The sequence below is a fragment of the Agaribacterium haliotis genome, assembly GCF_002312815.1.
Taxonomy (GTDB): Bacteria; Pseudomonadota; Gammaproteobacteria; order Pseudomonadales; family Cellvibrionaceae; genus Agaribacterium; species Agaribacterium haliotis.
The window spans coordinates 232,889-249,736 of sequence record NZ_NKQJ01000004.1 but is presented as its reverse complement, the minus strand read 5'-3'; the positions used below and the strand labels follow the sequence as shown (position 1 = coordinate 249,736).

The window sequence follows — 16,848 nt, the reverse complement described above, 5'->3', positions numbered from 1 at the left end:
TTAGGCCTCTTTTGTTAAGATATTTTCGCTCGAAAAGATACGTATTATCTGCAACAAAAAGATGACGGCAAGTGCCAAACAGGAACTAAAGCTCAATAGCAGCGCTTCAACAGCTAAATTTTCATCGACAACCAGGCGCTCTGCCAATAAAAACTGGCTCATAACCGGTATCGCAAACAGCAGTTTAGATGCCTTAATACTCAAAAACTCAAGCAGAAAAAACGGAGCCATTGGCAGCATCATAGCGATGCCTAAGTGAGTCTGCGCCTCTTTGGCATTGCGGGCAAAACTTGCTATCAGCAACATGGCCGAAGCCAAAAACAGCATCAGCGGCAACATCAAGAAAAACAGCTTCAGAAACATCCAGGCATCAATGTGGAAAAAGCGCTTGAGCTCTGCAAGTGGTATATAGTTTAACAACAGAAAACAACTTAGTAGCGTCAAGGCGCCCGCGAGACACACAAACGTACACAGCGCCGCCCACTTGGCAAAAACCAGGGTCGAACGACGCATGCTCAAGCTCAGCAGCGGCTCCAGCGAATGGCGCTCGCGCTCACCTGCGCAGATATCAACCGCCAGATAAAAACCACCCAAGGTCAGCGCCATAATCACAATAAACGGCAGCATACGTGCAACCGTTTTCTCCGGGCCGCCGGTTTCAGCAATATCTGCGTCGATAAACTGAAAAGGCCGCGTCAGTTGCTCGTTCATACCTCGCGCTGCCAGCCTTAGCGCAGCGAGTTGACTGTGATAAGCCTGCCAGGCGCTGTGCAGGCGCTGCTTAGCTTTGACCGAAACGTCGTTTTCACTATCAAAATAAAAAGTAACAAAGGCTGTGCGCCCGTCGACAAGGTTTTGCTGGTAGTTCTGATCCAGCTCGATTACAACGTTGAGTTCACCATCTCGCAGGCGCTGCTGCCAATTCTCACCTGCGGCCTTAAGGCGTATATTTTTTTCCGCTAAAAATTGTCGGGCTGCTGAAACATCTCCAGCGGCGTAAACAACCAGGGTCTCATCAAAGTTGACGCTGTGTTTTTTTATTCCCCCTACAAGCGAACCGAGCACCATCAACGGTAGCAGCAGCGGACCGTAGAGCAGGGCAAAAAATACCGAGCGCTTGTCCCTGAGGTTGTCTTTAACTTCTTTTAGGTACACGGTTAAAAAAGTATTCACGCTTGCGCCTCCGCGTTTTCATCGAGGCTCTCACCGATGGCAAAGACAAAGGCATCTTCGAGGTTACTCTGGCCGGTCTGCCGCTTGATATCGGCAACGGCACCTTCGAGTGTTATGCGCCCTTCGTTTATGATGGCGACGTGATCACACAGCGCATCAACCTCTTGCATAATGTGGGAGCTCAATAAAATACAGTGCCCCTCATCGCGCAGGCGCCGCAGTATCGTGCGCAATTTGCGCGTTGCCATCACATCTAAACCATTGCTTGGCTCATCGAGCATCAACGTTTTAGGTTTGTGAATTAAGGCCCTCGCTAACGCCACCTTCATTGTCTGGCCCTGAGAAAAGCCGCCGCAGCGGCGCTCGGCAATTTCTTGCATATCGAGCATAGGAATTAACGTGGCCAGGCTTTTTTCAAGTTTGTCGCCGGTGACACCGGCAATCTCGGCGTAGTAGCGAATATTTTCAACGGCCGTTAAACGCGGATACAAACCGCTGTTGTGCGGCATAAAACCTAAGTGTTTTCTAACTTGCAGAGCTTCACTGGCACTGTCAAAACCGTCAACGCTCACCGTGCCACTATCGGCTTTTAACAACGTCGCAATAATGCGCAGCGCGCTAGACTTGCCGGCACCATTTGCACCGAGCAAAGCGCTAATTTCACCATCGCGCGCACAAAAACTAACATCGGCCAAAGCACAGATGCGCTGCTTTTTTTGCATAAACGCGCCGCCGCGCTTGTCGTAATATTTGCTCAGACCTTTTACTTCAATCACAAATTTAACTCCACCGCAGCTCGCCCGCTGGCGCCTTCTAACTCGGATGTTTCAGTTCGAGCCTGCCCCTTATCACCGGCTCGCCCCTCAACACCGCTTACAAAGGGCCCATTAAAATTTAAGAAAAAAGCTGAAGCTTGCAGCTCAATAACACAGCCGATGGGCAAGGCCTCGGCGCTGGCCCGATTGACAAACTCGGCAACCAAATCCGGTGCACAGGCAATAATTGAGGCCGAGTGGCCCTGGCCCGGCAAAACTACGTGACGGGCATTGGTCAGCTTCTCTTTGGCCCGCTCGGCGTAGGCCGGCGGCGTGATCGGATCGAGCTCACCGGATATCAACAGCACCGGCTTGTCGCTGCTGACAAGCTGCTTAAAATCATCGTCGACCGGGCCCTGCGGCCAGCGCTCACACATCTTTACAAGCGCCCTGTGCAGCATTGGCCCCATATAACTTCGCTCCAGGTCGGGTATATCGATGTCTTGCTGGCGATAAAAGGGGTAGTCCTCACTACAAACTACCGCGTTGTGCATGCCGAGGTTGATCGCTTCACCCAAGCTATCTTGGTAGGACCACGCCGTGCGCGCCAGCGGCGCAACGTTGCCGTTGCTGGCCTGATATAAGAGCAGAGGCAGCAGCGCCATGCTCTCATCGCTGTATAAGCTCAGCCGAATCATGCCGACAAGTTGCTCGTGGGAAAAATCGCGATGTTGGTTAAGCCCGGTGTTTAGGTCCTCCAGTTGCAGCTGTAGCACCGGCTCATTTTTAAGTTTTTGCAGCAGCGCACGCGTGCGTGTCGATAAATCGGGAAAGTGCTCGGCGCAGTGCTTGTCGGCTTCGCAGCGCAAAAATAAATTCTGCAGGGCCTTTTCACTTTCGAGCGCGATGTCCGGGCCAAAATTCATATCCGGCGGCAATACCGAGTCAAGCACAACTGAGCGAATAGCATTGGGGTATTGGCGCAGATAGTGTTGGGCCACACGAGTACCGTAGCTAACTCCGAGCAAATTCCACTGGTCAATGCCGAGCTGTTTGCGCAGGTATTCAAAATCCCGGATGGCCACCGAAGTCGTAAAGAAGCGCGGGTCGGCGGGCAGCTGCTGCAGGCATTCATCTGTCAAGCGCTGCAGCTCATGCCAGTCGCGCTGCACACTCAGATCGGCATCCTTCATCGCCTCACAGCGCATGGCTGTGCTGTCACCGGTTCCGCGCTGGTCGATTAGATAGATATCCCGGTTTTCGATTAGCTTGGGGTAGCGGTGATCGGCAAATAAAAACGCCTCTGACGCCGCCTGCCCAGGGCCGCCGGCTAACATCAACATCGGGTCGCGCTCAGGCTGACTGCGCCGCGATTTTAAGCGCACGATGCTCAGCTCTATTTGTTCAGCTTCGGGCTGCTGATAATCAAGAGGCACCACCGTGCTTGCGCACTCGGCGCGGCGGCTCCAGCCAGAGCTAACTGAGCGCGCGCAGGGCTCAAAACTCAGGCCAGGCAGCGCGGCCTCGGTTTCGGGTGCGGCCATCAAGGCGGAGCAGGAAAAAGACAGCGCCAGTACGGCGGCCAAGTGTCGCAGATAGGAAAGAAAATTGGGCATATCCATAGCCGGATTATTTATAAGCAAGAGCCCCGGCATCATGCCAAGTGCACCTACTGCTGACAAGCACCACAATCAGCGCTGATAAAAACTGCACAATTAGGTAACCGCTTGGTAACAAAGCCGACAACACCGGCACCAGGGCAGGCAAGTCAAACAAACGCCGGTGCCAACAGGCGAAAGCTCAAGCGCGGCATTTAGCGCCGCAACAATACAAATGTGCTTAAAAGCGACGGATATTTGAGCCAGTGCAAGGGCTCACGTGGAAACTGCAAGCAAATTTCGGTTAAAATTCGCTCCGCCTCGACGGCGTTTAATCCAATACAAGTATTCAGGAAGCTCCCCTATGTCGGACCTTATCTCGTCTGTAGTTAAACCCGGTGTCGCTACTGGCGACGACGTTCAAAAAATCTTTGCATTAGCTAAAGCTGGCAAATTTGCTCTGCCCGCTGTGAACTGTGTCGGTACCGACTCTATCAATGCAACCCTGGAAACCGCAGCGCGTGTTAACTCTCCTGTAATTGTTCAGTTTTCAAATGGCGGTGCCGCCTTTGTTGCCGGTAAGAGCCTCAAATTAGAAGGCCAGGGCAACGCCATCCTCGGTGGTATCGCCGGCGCCAAACACGTTCACGCCGTCGCTGAAGCTTACGGTGTACCGGTTATCCTGCACACTGACCACGCAGCAAAAAAACTGCTGCCCTGGATCGACGGCCTGCTCGATGCGGGTGAAAAGCACTTTGCCGAAACCGGCAAGCCTCTGTTTTCCAGCCACATGATTGATCTCAGCGAAGAGAGCCTCGAAGAAAACATCGAAATCTGCGCCAAGTACTTAGAGCGTATGAGCAAGATGGGCATGACCCTCGAAATTGAACTCGGCTGCACCGGCGGTGAAGAAGACGGCGTCGACAACACCGATATGGATCACAGCCTGCTTTACACCCAGCCTTCTGAAGTAGCTTACGCCTACGAAGAGCTGAGCAAAGTCAGCGATCGTTTCACCATCGCCGCATCGTTCGGCAACGTACACGGCGTCTATAAGCCCGGTAACGTTAAACTGACACCGACCATCTTGCGCGACTCTCAAGCTTATGTGAGCGAGAAATACGGTCTTGCGCCTAACAGCCTCGACTTTGTTTTCCACGGCGGTTCGGGTTCTTCACAGGCCGAGATTGAAGAGAGCATCAGCTACGGCGTTGTTAAAATGAATATCGACACCGACACCCAGTGGGCTGCGTGGGACGGTATCCGCCAGTACTACCTCGACAAAGAAGCCTACCTGCAAGGCCAAATCGGCAACCCAGAAGGCGACGACGCGCCCAACAAAAAATACTACGACCCGCGCGTTTGGTTGCGAAAAATGGAAGAGAGCATGAGCACTCGCCTCGAGCAGGCTTTCAGCGACTTGAACTGCCTGAACCGCTTCTAAGAGCAGCAAGTTGTTCAACAAACTCAAAAAGCCCGCGATGCGGGTTTTTTTTTGCCCGACAGATAAGTCACTGGTACTTTAGCAAAAGGCAAACGTGCGCCGAACAAAGCCCGGATAACTGTCTACAAATAGGCAGCTGCCGCTACAAAACCACAGCTGACAAACTTACAGGTGAAAAATCTATAGATGAAAAATACACCGCTCTTGATTGCCGGCGGCTTAAGCTTCAGCGCCGCGCTTGCCCATATTGCCGTTATTTTTGGCGGCCCCGACTGGTACCGAGCCTTTGGTGCCGGTGAGCAGCTGGCCACGATGGCCGCCCAGGGCAAAGCCTACCCGACCATCATCACTCTGGCGATCGCCGCAGTGTTAACAACCTGGGCCCTGTACGCGCTTTCCGGTGCAAAACTAATAATCCGCCTGCCCCTGCTCAGAAGCTGCCTCGTGCTGATCAGTGCCGTCTATTGCACTCGCGGTATCTACGGTTTTTTCTTGCCTTTTGTAATACAAACCCCACATGTACAGGCAATGGGGCTCAAGTTTTGGTTTACCAGCTCATCGATATGCTTAGTGATCGGTTTATTTTACGCTGCCGGCCTAAAACAGGCGTGGCCGGAAATAACACTTAACAAAAGCCGCTCAACTTAACTATTTATCAATTGCTCGGCTCGATTTTGGCGCACTTTTTTATTTTTATGATGGTAGATAAACCACGCACACCACAGAAAAAACGACATAAATATAGCGGTTAAAATCGCAGGTTTGGGGTTCTCTAGCGAGCTAAGTGAGCCGGCATAGGCGGCAATTAACACATAAGGTGTCGTACTTAAGCTCCATGCACTAATAAATTTTAGAAAAGGCATACGTGTCATGCCCGCAAGACACGCACAGACTTCAGGCAAAATGGGCAGTGCTCGCGACAACAAAATCATCGCAAAACCGTGACGCTGAAAACTCGCTATTGCCTCAGCGCGCTTATTTTCATCTTTTAGCAAAAAACAAAACACGGAATCGCCAAAGCGACGACTAATAACATAACCGCAGCAACCCGCCAGCTGCATACCGAGCAGAGCCGAGAGCGCACCATAACTGTAGCCAAGAAAATATCCAGCCAATATGGTGACGGTTAAAGTTGGTACAGCAATAAAAAGATCGGCAAATAATAACAACGCGACAATGCTGCCAACATAGAGCGGCGATAAATCTTTGGCTGCAGTTAGCCAGGCCTCAATCTGCGCGACACTCAGCAGCCCGGTAGATTTAATCAGCACAAAGGTTGCAGCAAAAAGCAACGCAAGAATTACGATAACTTTCAATAACGCTCTCATGGATTTAATTCCGTTTCATGATTTTTCTAGCTAGCGGTGGCGCCAGGCTCATAAGCAGGCGCAGTAATTTCACCTTGCCAATATCGTGATCGAGCTGCCCAGCCTGAAAACCATCAATAATCTTAGCCGCAGCCTTGGCAGCCGACATTTTGTTTTGCCCGCGTCCACGCGTCATATCCGTATCAACTAAATCCAACAGGGCCTGCTGAACCACAATATTGCTCTGGGCAAGTTGGTAGCGCAGCGCCAGCGTCAAACTATTTAGCGCGGCTTTGGTGGCACAATACACCGCAGAAGAGGTTTTGGGCGTCAGCGCAAGCCCGGAGTTAATATTGAGAATAGCCGCCGGCTGATCGTGCAATAGCGAGGGTAAAAGTAAATAACTCAGCGCACAGACACTGCCGAAGTTTAGTTGAATCTCGCGCGCCATATCGTCGTAGACAAAAGCATCGTCGAGGAACTGCGCCGTGTTTTGCACTGCGGCGTTGTTAATTAACACGTCTAATTTGGCGAAATGTTTAACCAACTGATCGGCTACCGTCTCAACTTGATCGAGGCAAGATAGATCCGCCTGATAACAAACAACACCCTCAAACTGTTGCTGCAACTGCGCCAGCTTGTCTGCGTTTCTCGCTACCGCAATAACCTTGTTGTTCGTGTGTAACTGTCGCACAAGCTCGTAACCGACCCCGGCCGTCGCACCTGTGACAACAATATATTTGTTTACCAGTTCCATACTCGCTCCATGACATGATTCCCGCAAAACCCAAGCTTAGGTTATGCTATGCCGTGGTAAACGGATATTCATTAACCTGGGTTAACGCAATGAAACTGGACGAATTGGTCGCCAAGCAGGGAAAGCGCGTTAGCAAAACACGCGGCGAACACGTATTTGTTCAAGGCGATACCGACCGCAATCTGTATCTGGTAAAAAGCGGCTTGCTTAAGGCCTATTACAACTCGGATGATGGCAAGGAATTTATCAAATCCTTTCTCGGCCCCGCGGATCTTATTGCCAGTATGACCTCTGCAGTCTCCGGTGATTGCTGTTCATTTAGCTTGCTCAGCCTGGCCGACTGCCAGCTTATTCAGCTGCCGTTTGCAAAGGTCAGAGAGCTAAGCCTCAGCGATATCGAATTTGCCAACATAATGATTGAACAGTTATTGAGCTTCTCAATGAAAAAAGAGCAGCGCGAATATCAATTCCTATGCCTGAGCGCTGAACAGCGCTTTCAACAGCTGCAGCAAACAAAACCCGAACTACTAGAAAAGGTCACTCAAAACGACCTGGCCAAATACTTGGGTATTACCCCTGTTGCATTGAGCCGTATAAAAAAACGCATTGGCCCGAGCCACTAAGAACCGGTCGACATTAAGCTGCGCCTTAAAATGATAAAATAAACGCCAGAAACTCTGCTGCAGCCCAGAATTTTTCATATTGAGGCTGCAAACTCATATCACTGCTGGCGGACAGAATATACGCCACTTATATTCTTAGCCAACCGCCAACGCTTAGCGGAAAAATGATGGATCTTCTTAGCAGCCTTACCTTGGCCGTTGCCATGATTACACTCGCAGCTATACCCGGCCCAGGTATCTTTGTTGTGCTCAGCCAAACAACAAAATACGGCTTGGCTCGTGGCAGCTGCTGTATTGCCGGAATCTTTTTTGGTGATTATATCTATATCGCCCTTGCGCTTGCCGGCCTCACGGCATTGAGCAGCACAATGGGGCAATTGTTTGTTGTGATTCAGTACGCCGGCGCCGCCTACTTAATTTTTCTTGGCTTAAGCTTGTTGCGCCATAGTAAGGAGCCCGAGACAAATAAAAAACAGGGTAAATCAGTTTTAAACGGGCCACTCCAGGCATTTGCCGCCGGCCTGCTCACAACCCTTAGTAACCCCAAAGCAATTTTATTTTATGCCAGCCTATTCCCATCACTCGTGCAGCTCGATAGGCTAAATACAATAGACATCGCGATTATTTACGCCATCACTACCCTGTGTGTCGGCGGAGTTATGCTAAGTTATGCCAGCGCCTCGCTGTACTTAAACTCACGTTCGCTAGCACGCAGTTCAAATTGGCAAGCATATCTAGCGTCTGCCTTAATGGTTGGCGCCGGTATTTATCTGCTTGTTCGCAGCTGACAAAAACCACAAAAAAGGAGTTATTATGATCGTTATATATGGAATAAAAGAACAGCTAAACCCGATTAAAGCCAAACTCTCCGATGTAATCCACCGCTGCATGCAACAGGTACTTGACCTGCCCGAAGACAAGCGTGCCCACCGCTTTATCCCGATGAATAAAGAAGATTTTTATTACCCCGGCGGGCGCACAGATGCCTACACAGTCATTGAGATTAATATGATGGCTGGGCGCAAAGTGGCAACCCAGAAAGCACTAATTAAAAGCTTGTTTAGCAAGATTGAAGCAGATGTCGGCCTGAGCCCCGTCGATATAGAGATTGTTATAAAAGAGCAGGCTCCTTATCAATGGGGCTTTCGAGGCATGACCGGCGACGAGGCCCGGGATCTTAAATACCAGGTTAAAGTTTAACGGCCACAGAACAACTATTCGGCACTTGGATGCACAAATATACACACTATCGCGGAGCCAATTACCTGATTGATATTCAGCGCCGGGAACTGTACATCGCAGGTGAAAAAAAAGAGATGCGCCCGCGAACCTTTGCTCTGTTAATACAGCTAGTCGAAAATCAGGCAAAAGTACTTAGCAAACAGGATTTACTGGAAAAAGTATGGGGCGATGTCACCGTTGAAGAACAGGTATTATTTCAATCAATTGCCGAAATACGCAAAAGTTTTGCCGGACAAAAAGTTATCCACACCCACCCCCGGCTCGGATACAGCTGGGTAGACCCACTTGAAGCACAGTGTTGCGATACTAACTTTAAAGCTGCTCACACAAACACCGGCAACAACACCAGCAACAACGCCCCGGCGGCCAATACAAACAGCCTCTCAAAGCTCAAGCAACAGCTGATGCGCTTAAATAGCTCTCGTATATATGCTGCACTTGTAGCCTGCGCGTTATTTGTGGCTGGCCTAATATTTCTTTTCACATCCAAACAACACATAAATACAAACCATAGCGCAATGGTTTTTATATTACCGTTCGAAAACCATGTAGACGAACAGGGACACCGCTGGTTTAAACTCGGCGGCATGGACCAGCTTATTTACGCGCTCAATGACAAGAGCCGGGTATTTGATGCCAGCTACGTACTCGAGACCATTAAACTCACGGGCTTAGAGCCGAATAAACACAGGCAAAACATTGCCAAACTCTTTAAGCAAAGCGGTGCCGGCTTAATTGTTCAGGCCGAGCTAAGTGGCAGTGTCAAAGAGTATCAGCTGATATATAAACTGCACCGGCGAGATGCCAGCATGCGCGGAGTCATATTTGCAACGGATACCAGCGAAATCCTGCAAAAACTAGCGCAGGTCGTACGCAGACAAACAGGCATAAAAACAATGGCAAGCCCTGTGCGTATGGAATTTGATCAAGAACTTGTCGCCGAAGCCGTTTCTGCCTGGCAACAAGGCTCGCAACAACAAGCGCTGAGCCATATGAGGGCGGCACTGGAATTGGCTAAAAACAAAGTCCGGCTGCGCCAATTGTACGCGCAGTGGTTACTTGCTAGTGGGCAGGCTTACGAAGCCGAACAGCAGTTAAAACAAGCCATAACAGAAAGCGACAGACAGGCCCTTACCACAGCAAGTAGCCTGCACTACTGGCTGGCCGAGGCCTATTTTTACCAAGGTAAAAACAAGCTGTTTTTGAGCAGTTTAAAAACAGCACTGGCAAGCAGCGCCAAACAAAACGATCTGCTTTACTCCGCCTACAGTTATCAATTGCAAGGTCGGGCGGCCGCCGTGGCGGGTGAATTTAAGCGAGCCGAACACGCATTTAAGCAAGCCAAAGAACTACATCAGAGCATCCACTGCCCCATCGGAGCCAGCATCGTTGAGCTCGAGCTGGCCGAGCTCTGGCAGCGCGCCGGCGATCAACAACAGGCCGAGAAACACAGGCAAAAAGCCGAAGATTTAATTACAAAAAACGAGCTAGCCGCCTTGCAGACACGCCTTGAGCAGCTGGATTTAGCACCGGAGTTCGCACACTAAAAAGCTCCCCAGGCTAGAGCCTTCAAGGCTTTGAGAAAATTATAGAAAAATATATTAGCCTCAAGAGCAGCACTCGCACACAGTAGCCCCAGACAAAACAAGCAGGCAGGCTTTACCGTGATCGCACAGAACACCCCTTCCCCTAACACTCCCAAGAACAAGCCCAAAAACAAACCCGAGATTGCTCAACAAGCATTCACAGTTTTTTTTAAGAATATAACTAAGCGCAGCTGGGTCAGCTTAAGCCTGGCACTGTGTTTCTTAATATTACTGTTCACATCCGTGTTGATGTTTAGCCGCAGCTACAGTCAAAACGTCGCGGCGGTACATACCCTGCTGGGCTTTACTCTACTTGCTCTGGCTTTGTGGCACGTTATTAATAACTTCAAGCCACTGAAACAACACCTTAAACACGGCTTCACACTCTGCCTATCACTTACTGGTGTTGTGTTGATACTCATCTTAACCCTGGAACAATTTCCACCTTTTGCGCATTTTCTCGCCTGGGGCAGCAGCATGAGGGTGCAAGAGGTAGATACGCCCACCGTCAAGCAAGCGTTCACAACAGATGTCTATTACACAAGCAGTGAACAGGCAGCCGGGCAGAAAATAATTTTAGATTTTCGCCACGGCGCAAGCTATCACTGGCCGCAATACGCGTTTTGGCTCGAAGAGCTAGAGGGGGACTTTGTCCAGGCTCTCTATGTCAGCGCCAGTCTTGCCAATAACTATTTCATTAACAAAGTCAGCAATAAAAACAGTGCTATGGTCTTTCGCAGTGATGTGCTCGGTATATTTGATGAAGTATTTAACCTGGAGCAAGACCCGAGCACGGCCTACCAACGCTTTCGCCACGAAGCCCTGCCTGTGTTTTTGCACAAGCTGGCAGTTAAAGATAAACACGGTCGCTTTGTCAGCGACAACAGCCCTCTGACGGGTATTGACGGCTACAGTGGCGCTACGGCACCGGGGCACTTTGTTTATCACAGCCAAAGCAAACAGCAGCTAAGCGGCCGCTACCGTCTGCGTTTTGAAGTCAACCAAAGTTTCGACTTTAATGACTACTATTCAAGTGATCGTTTCCCGGATGATCCGGTCTATTCAGGCAGTGGTTACAGCGCCCAGCCTTCACTGATTTATGAAAGCATTGTAGATTTTGACAGCCCCCAGCAATTTTATGTGATGAAGCTTGTTGGCCGCGGTCATCACTCCGGCGAGCACGGGCGGGTAATCAATGATTTAAACGGCATGGACAGCGCCCTGAATATTGTTGAACGGGTTATTGTTGAGCTTGCAAGTGAACGCTGAGCGGCGCATTATGATCATTTATCAGCCAATGAACGACAGCGATGGCCGAACTCAAAACCCGCCCGACAGAGCTCGATGTCGACGCTTATCTCCACAGCCTTAGCTCTTCGCAAAAACAAGCTGATGCGCTTGAACTGGCTGCACTTTTCAGCCGAGTCACGCAATACAAAGCAAGGTTGTGGGGCACATCGATTATTGGCTACGGTGCATACCGCTACCGCAATCACTCTGGTGAGCACGAGTGGTTAATGACAGGTTTTGCCGCGCGCTCAAAAAACCTAACACTCTATATTATGCAAGGCTTCACCAATTTTGAGTCGGAATTGAGCTCACTGGGCAAACATAAGTGTGCAAAATCCTGCCTTTATATCAATAAGCTCAAGGATATAGATATGCTCAAACTCGAACACCTGCTGCGGCGAGTTGTCGACGATATGCACCAGCGTTACAGCTGCTACGCACTTTAAGCACGAGCCGCAACCATGCAAAGTGAACTGCTTTTTGTTTACGGCAGCTTACGACAAGCAGCTGGCCACCCTATGCATCGAGTTATTGAGCAACACTGCGATTTTTTCGGTGACGCCCGTATACAAGCCAGACTGTACGAAGTCGACGGCTACCCCGGCGCCGTTGATAGCCAACACATAAACGAGCAGGTTCTCGGCGAGCTCTATCGCATTCGCGAACAGCAGCAATTGTTTCGCGAACTCGACGAATACGAACAGTGCAACGACAATTACCCACAGCCCCACGAGTACCTGCGCTGCATACGCAACTGCACTTTGTTAGATTCAGGGCAGCAAGTTAAAGCCTGGTTTTATTTGTTTACACATAATACTGAAACCTTGCAGCGCATAGACAGCGGCGATTGGTTGGCCTGGTGCACAAGCCAGCACTACAACACCCCTGCCACGACTCCCCAGCACTCAAACTAATCCCAGGCCTTCACACAAACGACGCAGCGCTGAGCTAAAGGCCGAGCTTGTTAAAATCAGTGCGGCTGTGCCGCTCTGGAAGCTGCTCGTTATTTTCGCCCCAACTGCGATTAACGACACGAGCCCGGCGCGCCGCCGGGCGCTTGGCGATATTTTTTGCCCAGCGCTGAACATGCTGGTACTGCTGAACATTGAGAAACTCCGCTGCACTGTAGAGCTCACCGAGCACAAGCACGCCGTACCACGGCCACAGGGCAATATCGGCAATGCTGTATTCGGCACCGGCAACAAACTCGTTTTTTTCTAACTGCTGGTTTAATACATCGAGCTGGCGCTTGGTCTCCATCGCATAACGATCAATCGCATATTTTATTTTTTCCGGTGCGTAGCTGTAAAAGTGACCAAAACCACCACCGAGAAAAGGCGCACTGCCCATCTGCCAAAATAACCAGTTCATTACTTGGGCTTTTTCAGCTACGTCTTTCGCTAAAAACTGATCAAACTGTTCGGCGAGATAAAGCAGAATACTGCCGGATTCAAATAATCGAATGTTTTCAGTTTTATCGTAAAGCGCAGGAATCTTGGAGTTGGGGTTAAGCTCAACAAAACCACTGCCAAACTGCTCGCCCTCCATAATATCTATAAGATAGGCATCGTAGTCGGCTTGTTGTATGCCGAGCTCAAGCAACTCTTCAAACATCAAGGTAACTTTAACGCCATTGGGCGTCGCCATTGAGTACAGCTGAAAACGGTGCTCGCCCTGCTCCAGTATTTGCTCGTGTCGCGCCCCGGCATCCGGGCGATTAATACCGCCAAACTGGCCCCCGGCTTCGCCTTCCCAGGTCCACACTTTGGGCACATCATAGTGCGCCTGCAAAACCGGCTTTCTACTTTGCTCTAAATCCGACATAGCTCCCCCTTCAATCAATGCACATTAGTTCGACGATAGTGGCCTTTTCTTACAAACCGAGGTTAAAGCTGCAGGCACTTTCAGCTTTATCTTCATATCGGCGCAGCCAAGAGTATAAAATGCACAGCAAAACCACCTACTCCGGCGACGGACACCGGCAACAGATAAGGACCCCCTATGAAGCAACTGGCACTTAGTAGCGCACTGATGGTGCTTAGCGCTTTTGCTCAGGCAAAAGAAGAAACAAAAAAAATAAGCATCGCTGATAGCGTCAACCCAGCAGAATGTCAGCTACTTGCAAGCGAAAGCTGCGAAACACAAAAACAGGACGCCGATAAGAAGTGCAACAAGGTTCATCGCAAACAAGCGCAGGAGGCCGGAGCAAACACCATAGTCATCGGCGAGCGCAGCGTAAAAACCAGCCGCCGGCCATTTTACGATGGCAGCTACAAGACCATTAAAAAAACATCCATTGCCGCATCGTATTATCACTGCGAAGTGGAGCAGGCAACGCCGGCAAAAACTAGCGGCAATATGAAATCGAAAGGCAGCGCAGAAGAGCGCTTATTGCGCTTAAACAGCCTCAAAGAAAAAGGCCTGATCAGCGAGAAGGAATATCAGGACAAGCGCCAGCAAATACTCGACGAGCTGTAATAAAAATAGCGGGGCTAAAATAAACTGAGCCAAGGCAACAAAGTCATAAAATAGCTGACCTTGCCGCCTTGGCTCATTTCACAATCGAAGTAACTTACGCCTTAACAACACAGGCGGATGACTCAAACTTAGAAGTTAGCACTCAAACTCAAGCGCAGGTTGCGACCTGGCAGAGGCATCTCGTCTTTCAAATAGGAGTTGTGCACATAGGCCGTTACATCACCCAGGTTTTCTCCGCTGAGGCTGAGCCTCCAGTCTGAGCCCACCGCGTACCACTGGTAGCTGACGCTGGCATCAATCAGGTTATAAGCATCGGTCACCGTTTCACCCTCAGCGAGACGGTTTTGCTCCATATAGTGGGTGACGCCGAGATCGGCAAGCCAGGGGCCGCGCTCAAAATCAAAGCGGGTGCCGAGGCGCGCAGGCGGCATGCGCGGCAGCCAGCCGCCGTCGACCAACTCACCGCGAACACTGTCGGCCCAAAACTCAAGCTTGTAGTACTTGCCCAAGCCTTGAATTAACTGAGCCTCAAGACCGTAGAGGCGCACATCATCCTGCTCGGTAATATATACCGGTAGGTCTTCACCGTGGCCGTGATCGTCGTGCACTTCTTCTTCGTGAGCTTCGCCTTCGTGCTCCTCTTCCTCGTGGTGCTCATCGGCAAACAAATCATCCACGTGCAAACCGGTATTGCGCTGGTAATAAAAATCGCTGATCTCGTTGTAAAAGCCGGTAAGTATCACAGCGGTTGAGCCCGAGAATTTTCTGAAGCTCAGCTCGAGGTTATTGGATGTTTCAACATCGACATCGGGGTGCACTTCCAGGTGGTACGAGCCGTCATCCTCTTCGTGAATTTCGTAAATGGCACCGAGCTCGTAACTGCGTGTACCCGCGTGCGCTCCGTTGGCCAATACCTCGGTGGCCGTCGGTGCACGCTCGGCGTGGCTAAATGCCAAACCCAGGTTATAACCTTCGGCAAAGTCCCAGACAACACCGGCACTTAAGCTGGCGGCAGAGAAATCAAAATCGCCAACATAAGACTCGTCGTCGTGACCTTCATGCGGCTCGTGCTCGTCGTGAGCATCGTGCTCGTCGTGAGCTGCAAGCGACTCAAGTGTTGAGTATTCGTAGCGAGCACCGAGCTGAAGCAACCAATTCCCCAGGTGGGTTTCTTCGAGCACAGCAAGCGCCGCGCTATCGGTTTTCGAATCGGGGGTAAAGGCCTCTTCGCCGGCATTTTGCTGATCGCTCTTGCGCAAATCCGCAGAAAAGGCACCGCGCCAGCCGCCCACTTCTTTGTGGGCCAGGTCGCCGCGCAGCTGCCAGCTCTGACGCTTCAGCTCGGTCGACAGTATTTTCTCATCTTCTTCAATATGGAACTCGCGCTGACGAAAATCGCTGTAGCCAAGCTTGCTGTTCAGGCTAGTGAAAAAGCCACTGTCGAAGTTGTATTCGCTAAGCAGCTGCCATTTATCCTGGTTTACTTCAGCTTCTACACGATCATTGTGCTCTTCGTGCTCAGCGAGAAGCTCATCTTCGTGATGCTCTTCATGTTCGTCTTCATGCTCGTCGCCGTGTTCATCGTGCTCGTCGTGATCTTCGTGCACGTGCCCGGGCACACCGTAGCTCTTGTCGTCACCTTCCCAGGCCAAACCGACATAACCCTCATCAAACAACCAGCTGCCGCCAAGCGTGTAGCGCCACGCCTCGTTAGCGGTGTCATCGAGCCTATCTTCACCAGTTTCATCGGCAAGCTCACCTGGCAGCTTGTAATCGTCGCCGTCGCGCCACAGCACTTCACCGCGCACAGCCCAGCTCTCGCCACCGCGACTAAGCGCAGCAACGGCCTGGCTTTCATCGGCGACGGAGCTAAAACCATAATTTAAATAGGCGCTGTTTTCCGACTCCGTTGGCACGCGCTGATCGACAACATTTACAACACCGCCTATGGCACCACTGCCAAAAAACAGCGTCGCAGGGCCGCGAAGAATTTCCACCTGTTGTGCCGTTGAAACTTCCGCAGAGACTGTGTGATCGGCACCGACGCGGCTTAAATCACCGGTGTCCAGGCCGTTTTCAGTGACAAGCACCCTGGGGCCATCGAGACCGCGAATCACCGGGCTAGAGGCGACAGGGCCAAAGTAACTAGACTGCACGCCGGGCACACTTTTAAGCATTTCCCCGAGGCCCGCCTGGGCTTTGTCGGCCAGCTCTTGAGCACTGACAACCGTGATCGCCTGAGCGGATTCAAGCGCACTGGCGTGCAGCGGCAAACCAACCACGTCGATCTGCTCAATAACCGTTTCACTTAAACGGACAAAAATTTGGTTTTGACCCGCTTCAACGTGCAGGCTTCTATGACTGTATCCAGGCGCGGAAACGTGCAGCTCGGTACCGGCATCAACATCCTCTAGAACAAAGTTGCCCTTAGCATCACTTTCAACCTTGCCACTGCGCCCGAGTACTTCGATAAGAGCACCTTCAACGGCAAAACCTTTGCTGTCGAGTACCTGACCTTTTAACTCTAGAGCCTGAGCATTCACGGCAGTTAAACAACCGAGCACCAAGCCCGAGCCCAATACAATTTTTAACATC

Annotated in this window: 17 protein-coding genes; 10 read left to right on the top strand and 7 right to left on the bottom strand. The window is 50.8% G+C overall.

Annotation, left to right across the window (positions count from 1 at the left end; translation table 11 throughout):
- Genes CFK45_RS07000 through CFK45_RS06990 form a run of 3 tightly spaced genes read right to left on the bottom strand, consistent with a single transcriptional unit; the run spans position 1 to position 3,544 of the window.
- Positions 1–1,173 carry an ABC transporter permease gene (locus CFK45_RS07000; RefSeq protein WP_096085717.1) on the bottom strand — a complete coding sequence of 391 codons (1,173 nt, stop codon included), beginning with the start codon at positions 1,171–1,173 and terminating at the stop codon, positions 1–3.
- Positions 1,170–1,949 carry an ABC transporter ATP-binding protein gene (locus CFK45_RS06995; protein ID WP_096085716.1) on the bottom strand — a complete coding sequence of 260 codons (780 nt, stop codon included), beginning with the start codon at positions 1,947–1,949 and terminating at the stop codon, positions 1,170–1,172. Before CFK45_RS06995 ends, CFK45_RS07000 begins: the two co-directional genes overlap by 4 nt.
- The gene (locus CFK45_RS06990; protein WP_158224626.1) at positions 1,946–3,544 is read right to left on the bottom strand and encodes an alpha/beta hydrolase; all 1,599 of its coding nucleotides are present in this window, start codon (positions 3,542–3,544) and stop codon (positions 1,946–1,948) included. Before CFK45_RS06990 ends, CFK45_RS06995 begins: the two co-directional genes overlap by 4 nt.
- 346 nt (positions 3,545–3,890) lie before the next feature.
- On the opposite strand from CFK45_RS06990, the gene fbaA reads away from it, so the two are divergent.
- Together fbaA and CFK45_RS06980 are read left to right on the top strand one after the other, a co-directional pair.
- A complete protein-coding gene (gene fbaA / locus CFK45_RS06985) occupies positions 3,891–4,970 on the top strand; it encodes a class II fructose-bisphosphate aldolase (RefSeq protein WP_096085714.1) in 1,080 nt (359 codons plus the stop codon).
- A gap of 186 nt (positions 4,971–5,156) precedes the next feature.
- Positions 5,157–5,618, top strand: coding sequence for a hypothetical protein (locus tag CFK45_RS06980; RefSeq protein ID WP_096085713.1), 462 nt, complete (start codon positions 5,157–5,159; stop codon positions 5,616–5,618).
- Here the strand turns inward: CFK45_RS06980 and CFK45_RS06975 are convergent.
- Both CFK45_RS06975 and CFK45_RS06970 read right to left on the bottom strand, forming a co-directional pair.
- Positions 5,615–6,298, bottom strand: a complete 684-nt coding sequence (locus CFK45_RS06975; protein WP_096085712.1) for a TVP38/TMEM64 family protein — start codon at positions 6,296–6,298, stop codon at positions 5,615–5,617. The two genes, CFK45_RS06980 and CFK45_RS06975, sit on opposite strands and share 4 nt — an antisense overlap.
- 4 nt (positions 6,299–6,302) lie before the next feature.
- A complete protein-coding gene (locus CFK45_RS06970; RefSeq protein WP_096085711.1) occupies positions 6,303–7,034 on the bottom strand; it encodes an SDR family NAD(P)-dependent oxidoreductase in 732 nt (243 codons plus the stop codon).
- Positions 7,035–7,123: 89 nt separating this feature from the next.
- Between CFK45_RS06970 and CFK45_RS06965 the strand changes: the two genes are divergently transcribed.
- The 7 genes from CFK45_RS06965 (at position 7,124) to CFK45_RS06935 (ending at position 12,689) form a co-directional block, all read left to right on the top strand.
- Positions 7,124–7,657 (top strand): Crp/Fnr family transcriptional regulator, encoded by a 534-nt coding sequence (locus CFK45_RS06965; RefSeq protein WP_158224625.1) that lies wholly within the window; start codon positions 7,124–7,126, stop codon positions 7,655–7,657.
- A gap of 164 nt (positions 7,658–7,821) precedes the next feature.
- A complete protein-coding gene (locus CFK45_RS06960; RefSeq protein ID WP_096085709.1) occupies positions 7,822–8,445 on the top strand; it encodes a LysE family translocator in 624 nt (207 codons plus the stop codon).
- 25 nt (positions 8,446–8,470) lie between these two features.
- Positions 8,471–8,857 (top strand): tautomerase family protein, encoded by a 387-nt coding sequence (locus CFK45_RS06955; RefSeq protein ID WP_096085759.1) that lies wholly within the window; start codon positions 8,471–8,473, stop codon positions 8,855–8,857.
- 29 nt (positions 8,858–8,886) lie between these two features.
- Positions 8,887–10,446, top strand: a complete 1,560-nt coding sequence (locus tag CFK45_RS06950) for a winged helix-turn-helix domain-containing protein (protein WP_096085708.1) — start codon at positions 8,887–8,889, stop codon at positions 10,444–10,446.
- Between the two features lie 288 nt (positions 10,447–10,734).
- Complete coding sequence (locus tag CFK45_RS06945) at positions 10,735–11,754, top strand: hypothetical protein (protein ID WP_143247495.1); 1,020 nt, start codon at positions 10,735–10,737, stop codon at positions 11,752–11,754.
- A gap of 41 nt (positions 11,755–11,795) precedes the next feature.
- The gene (locus CFK45_RS06940) at positions 11,796–12,221 is read left to right on the top strand and encodes a DUF1801 domain-containing protein (RefSeq protein ID WP_096085706.1); all 426 of its coding nucleotides are present in this window, start codon (positions 11,796–11,798) and stop codon (positions 12,219–12,221) included.
- A 15-nt stretch (positions 12,222–12,236) separates the two neighbouring features.
- Complete coding sequence (locus CFK45_RS06935) at positions 12,237–12,689, top strand: gamma-glutamylcyclotransferase family protein (protein ID WP_096085705.1); 453 nt, start codon at positions 12,237–12,239, stop codon at positions 12,687–12,689.
- A gap of 34 nt (positions 12,690–12,723) precedes the next feature.
- On the opposite strand, the gene yghU is transcribed toward CFK45_RS06935, so the two are convergent.
- Positions 12,724–13,599 carry a glutathione-dependent disulfide-bond oxidoreductase gene (yghU, locus tag CFK45_RS06930; RefSeq protein WP_096085704.1) on the bottom strand — a complete coding sequence of 292 codons (876 nt, stop codon included), beginning with the start codon at positions 13,597–13,599 and terminating at the stop codon, positions 12,724–12,726.
- Between the two features lie 177 nt (positions 13,600–13,776).
- Here yghU and CFK45_RS06925 point away from each other — a divergent pair, with 177 nt between their 5' ends.
- Complete coding sequence (locus CFK45_RS06925) at positions 13,777–14,253, top strand: SHOCT domain-containing protein (RefSeq protein WP_096085703.1); 477 nt, start codon at positions 13,777–13,779, stop codon at positions 14,251–14,253.
- A 128-nt stretch (positions 14,254–14,381) separates the two neighbouring features.
- Here the strand turns inward: CFK45_RS06925 and CFK45_RS06920 are convergent, their stop codons facing one another.
- The gene (locus CFK45_RS06920) at positions 14,382–16,847 is read right to left on the bottom strand and encodes a TonB-dependent receptor (protein ID WP_158224624.1); all 2,466 of its coding nucleotides are present in this window, start codon (positions 16,845–16,847) and stop codon (positions 14,382–14,384) included.
- Between the last annotated feature and the right edge of the window lies 1 nt (position 16,848).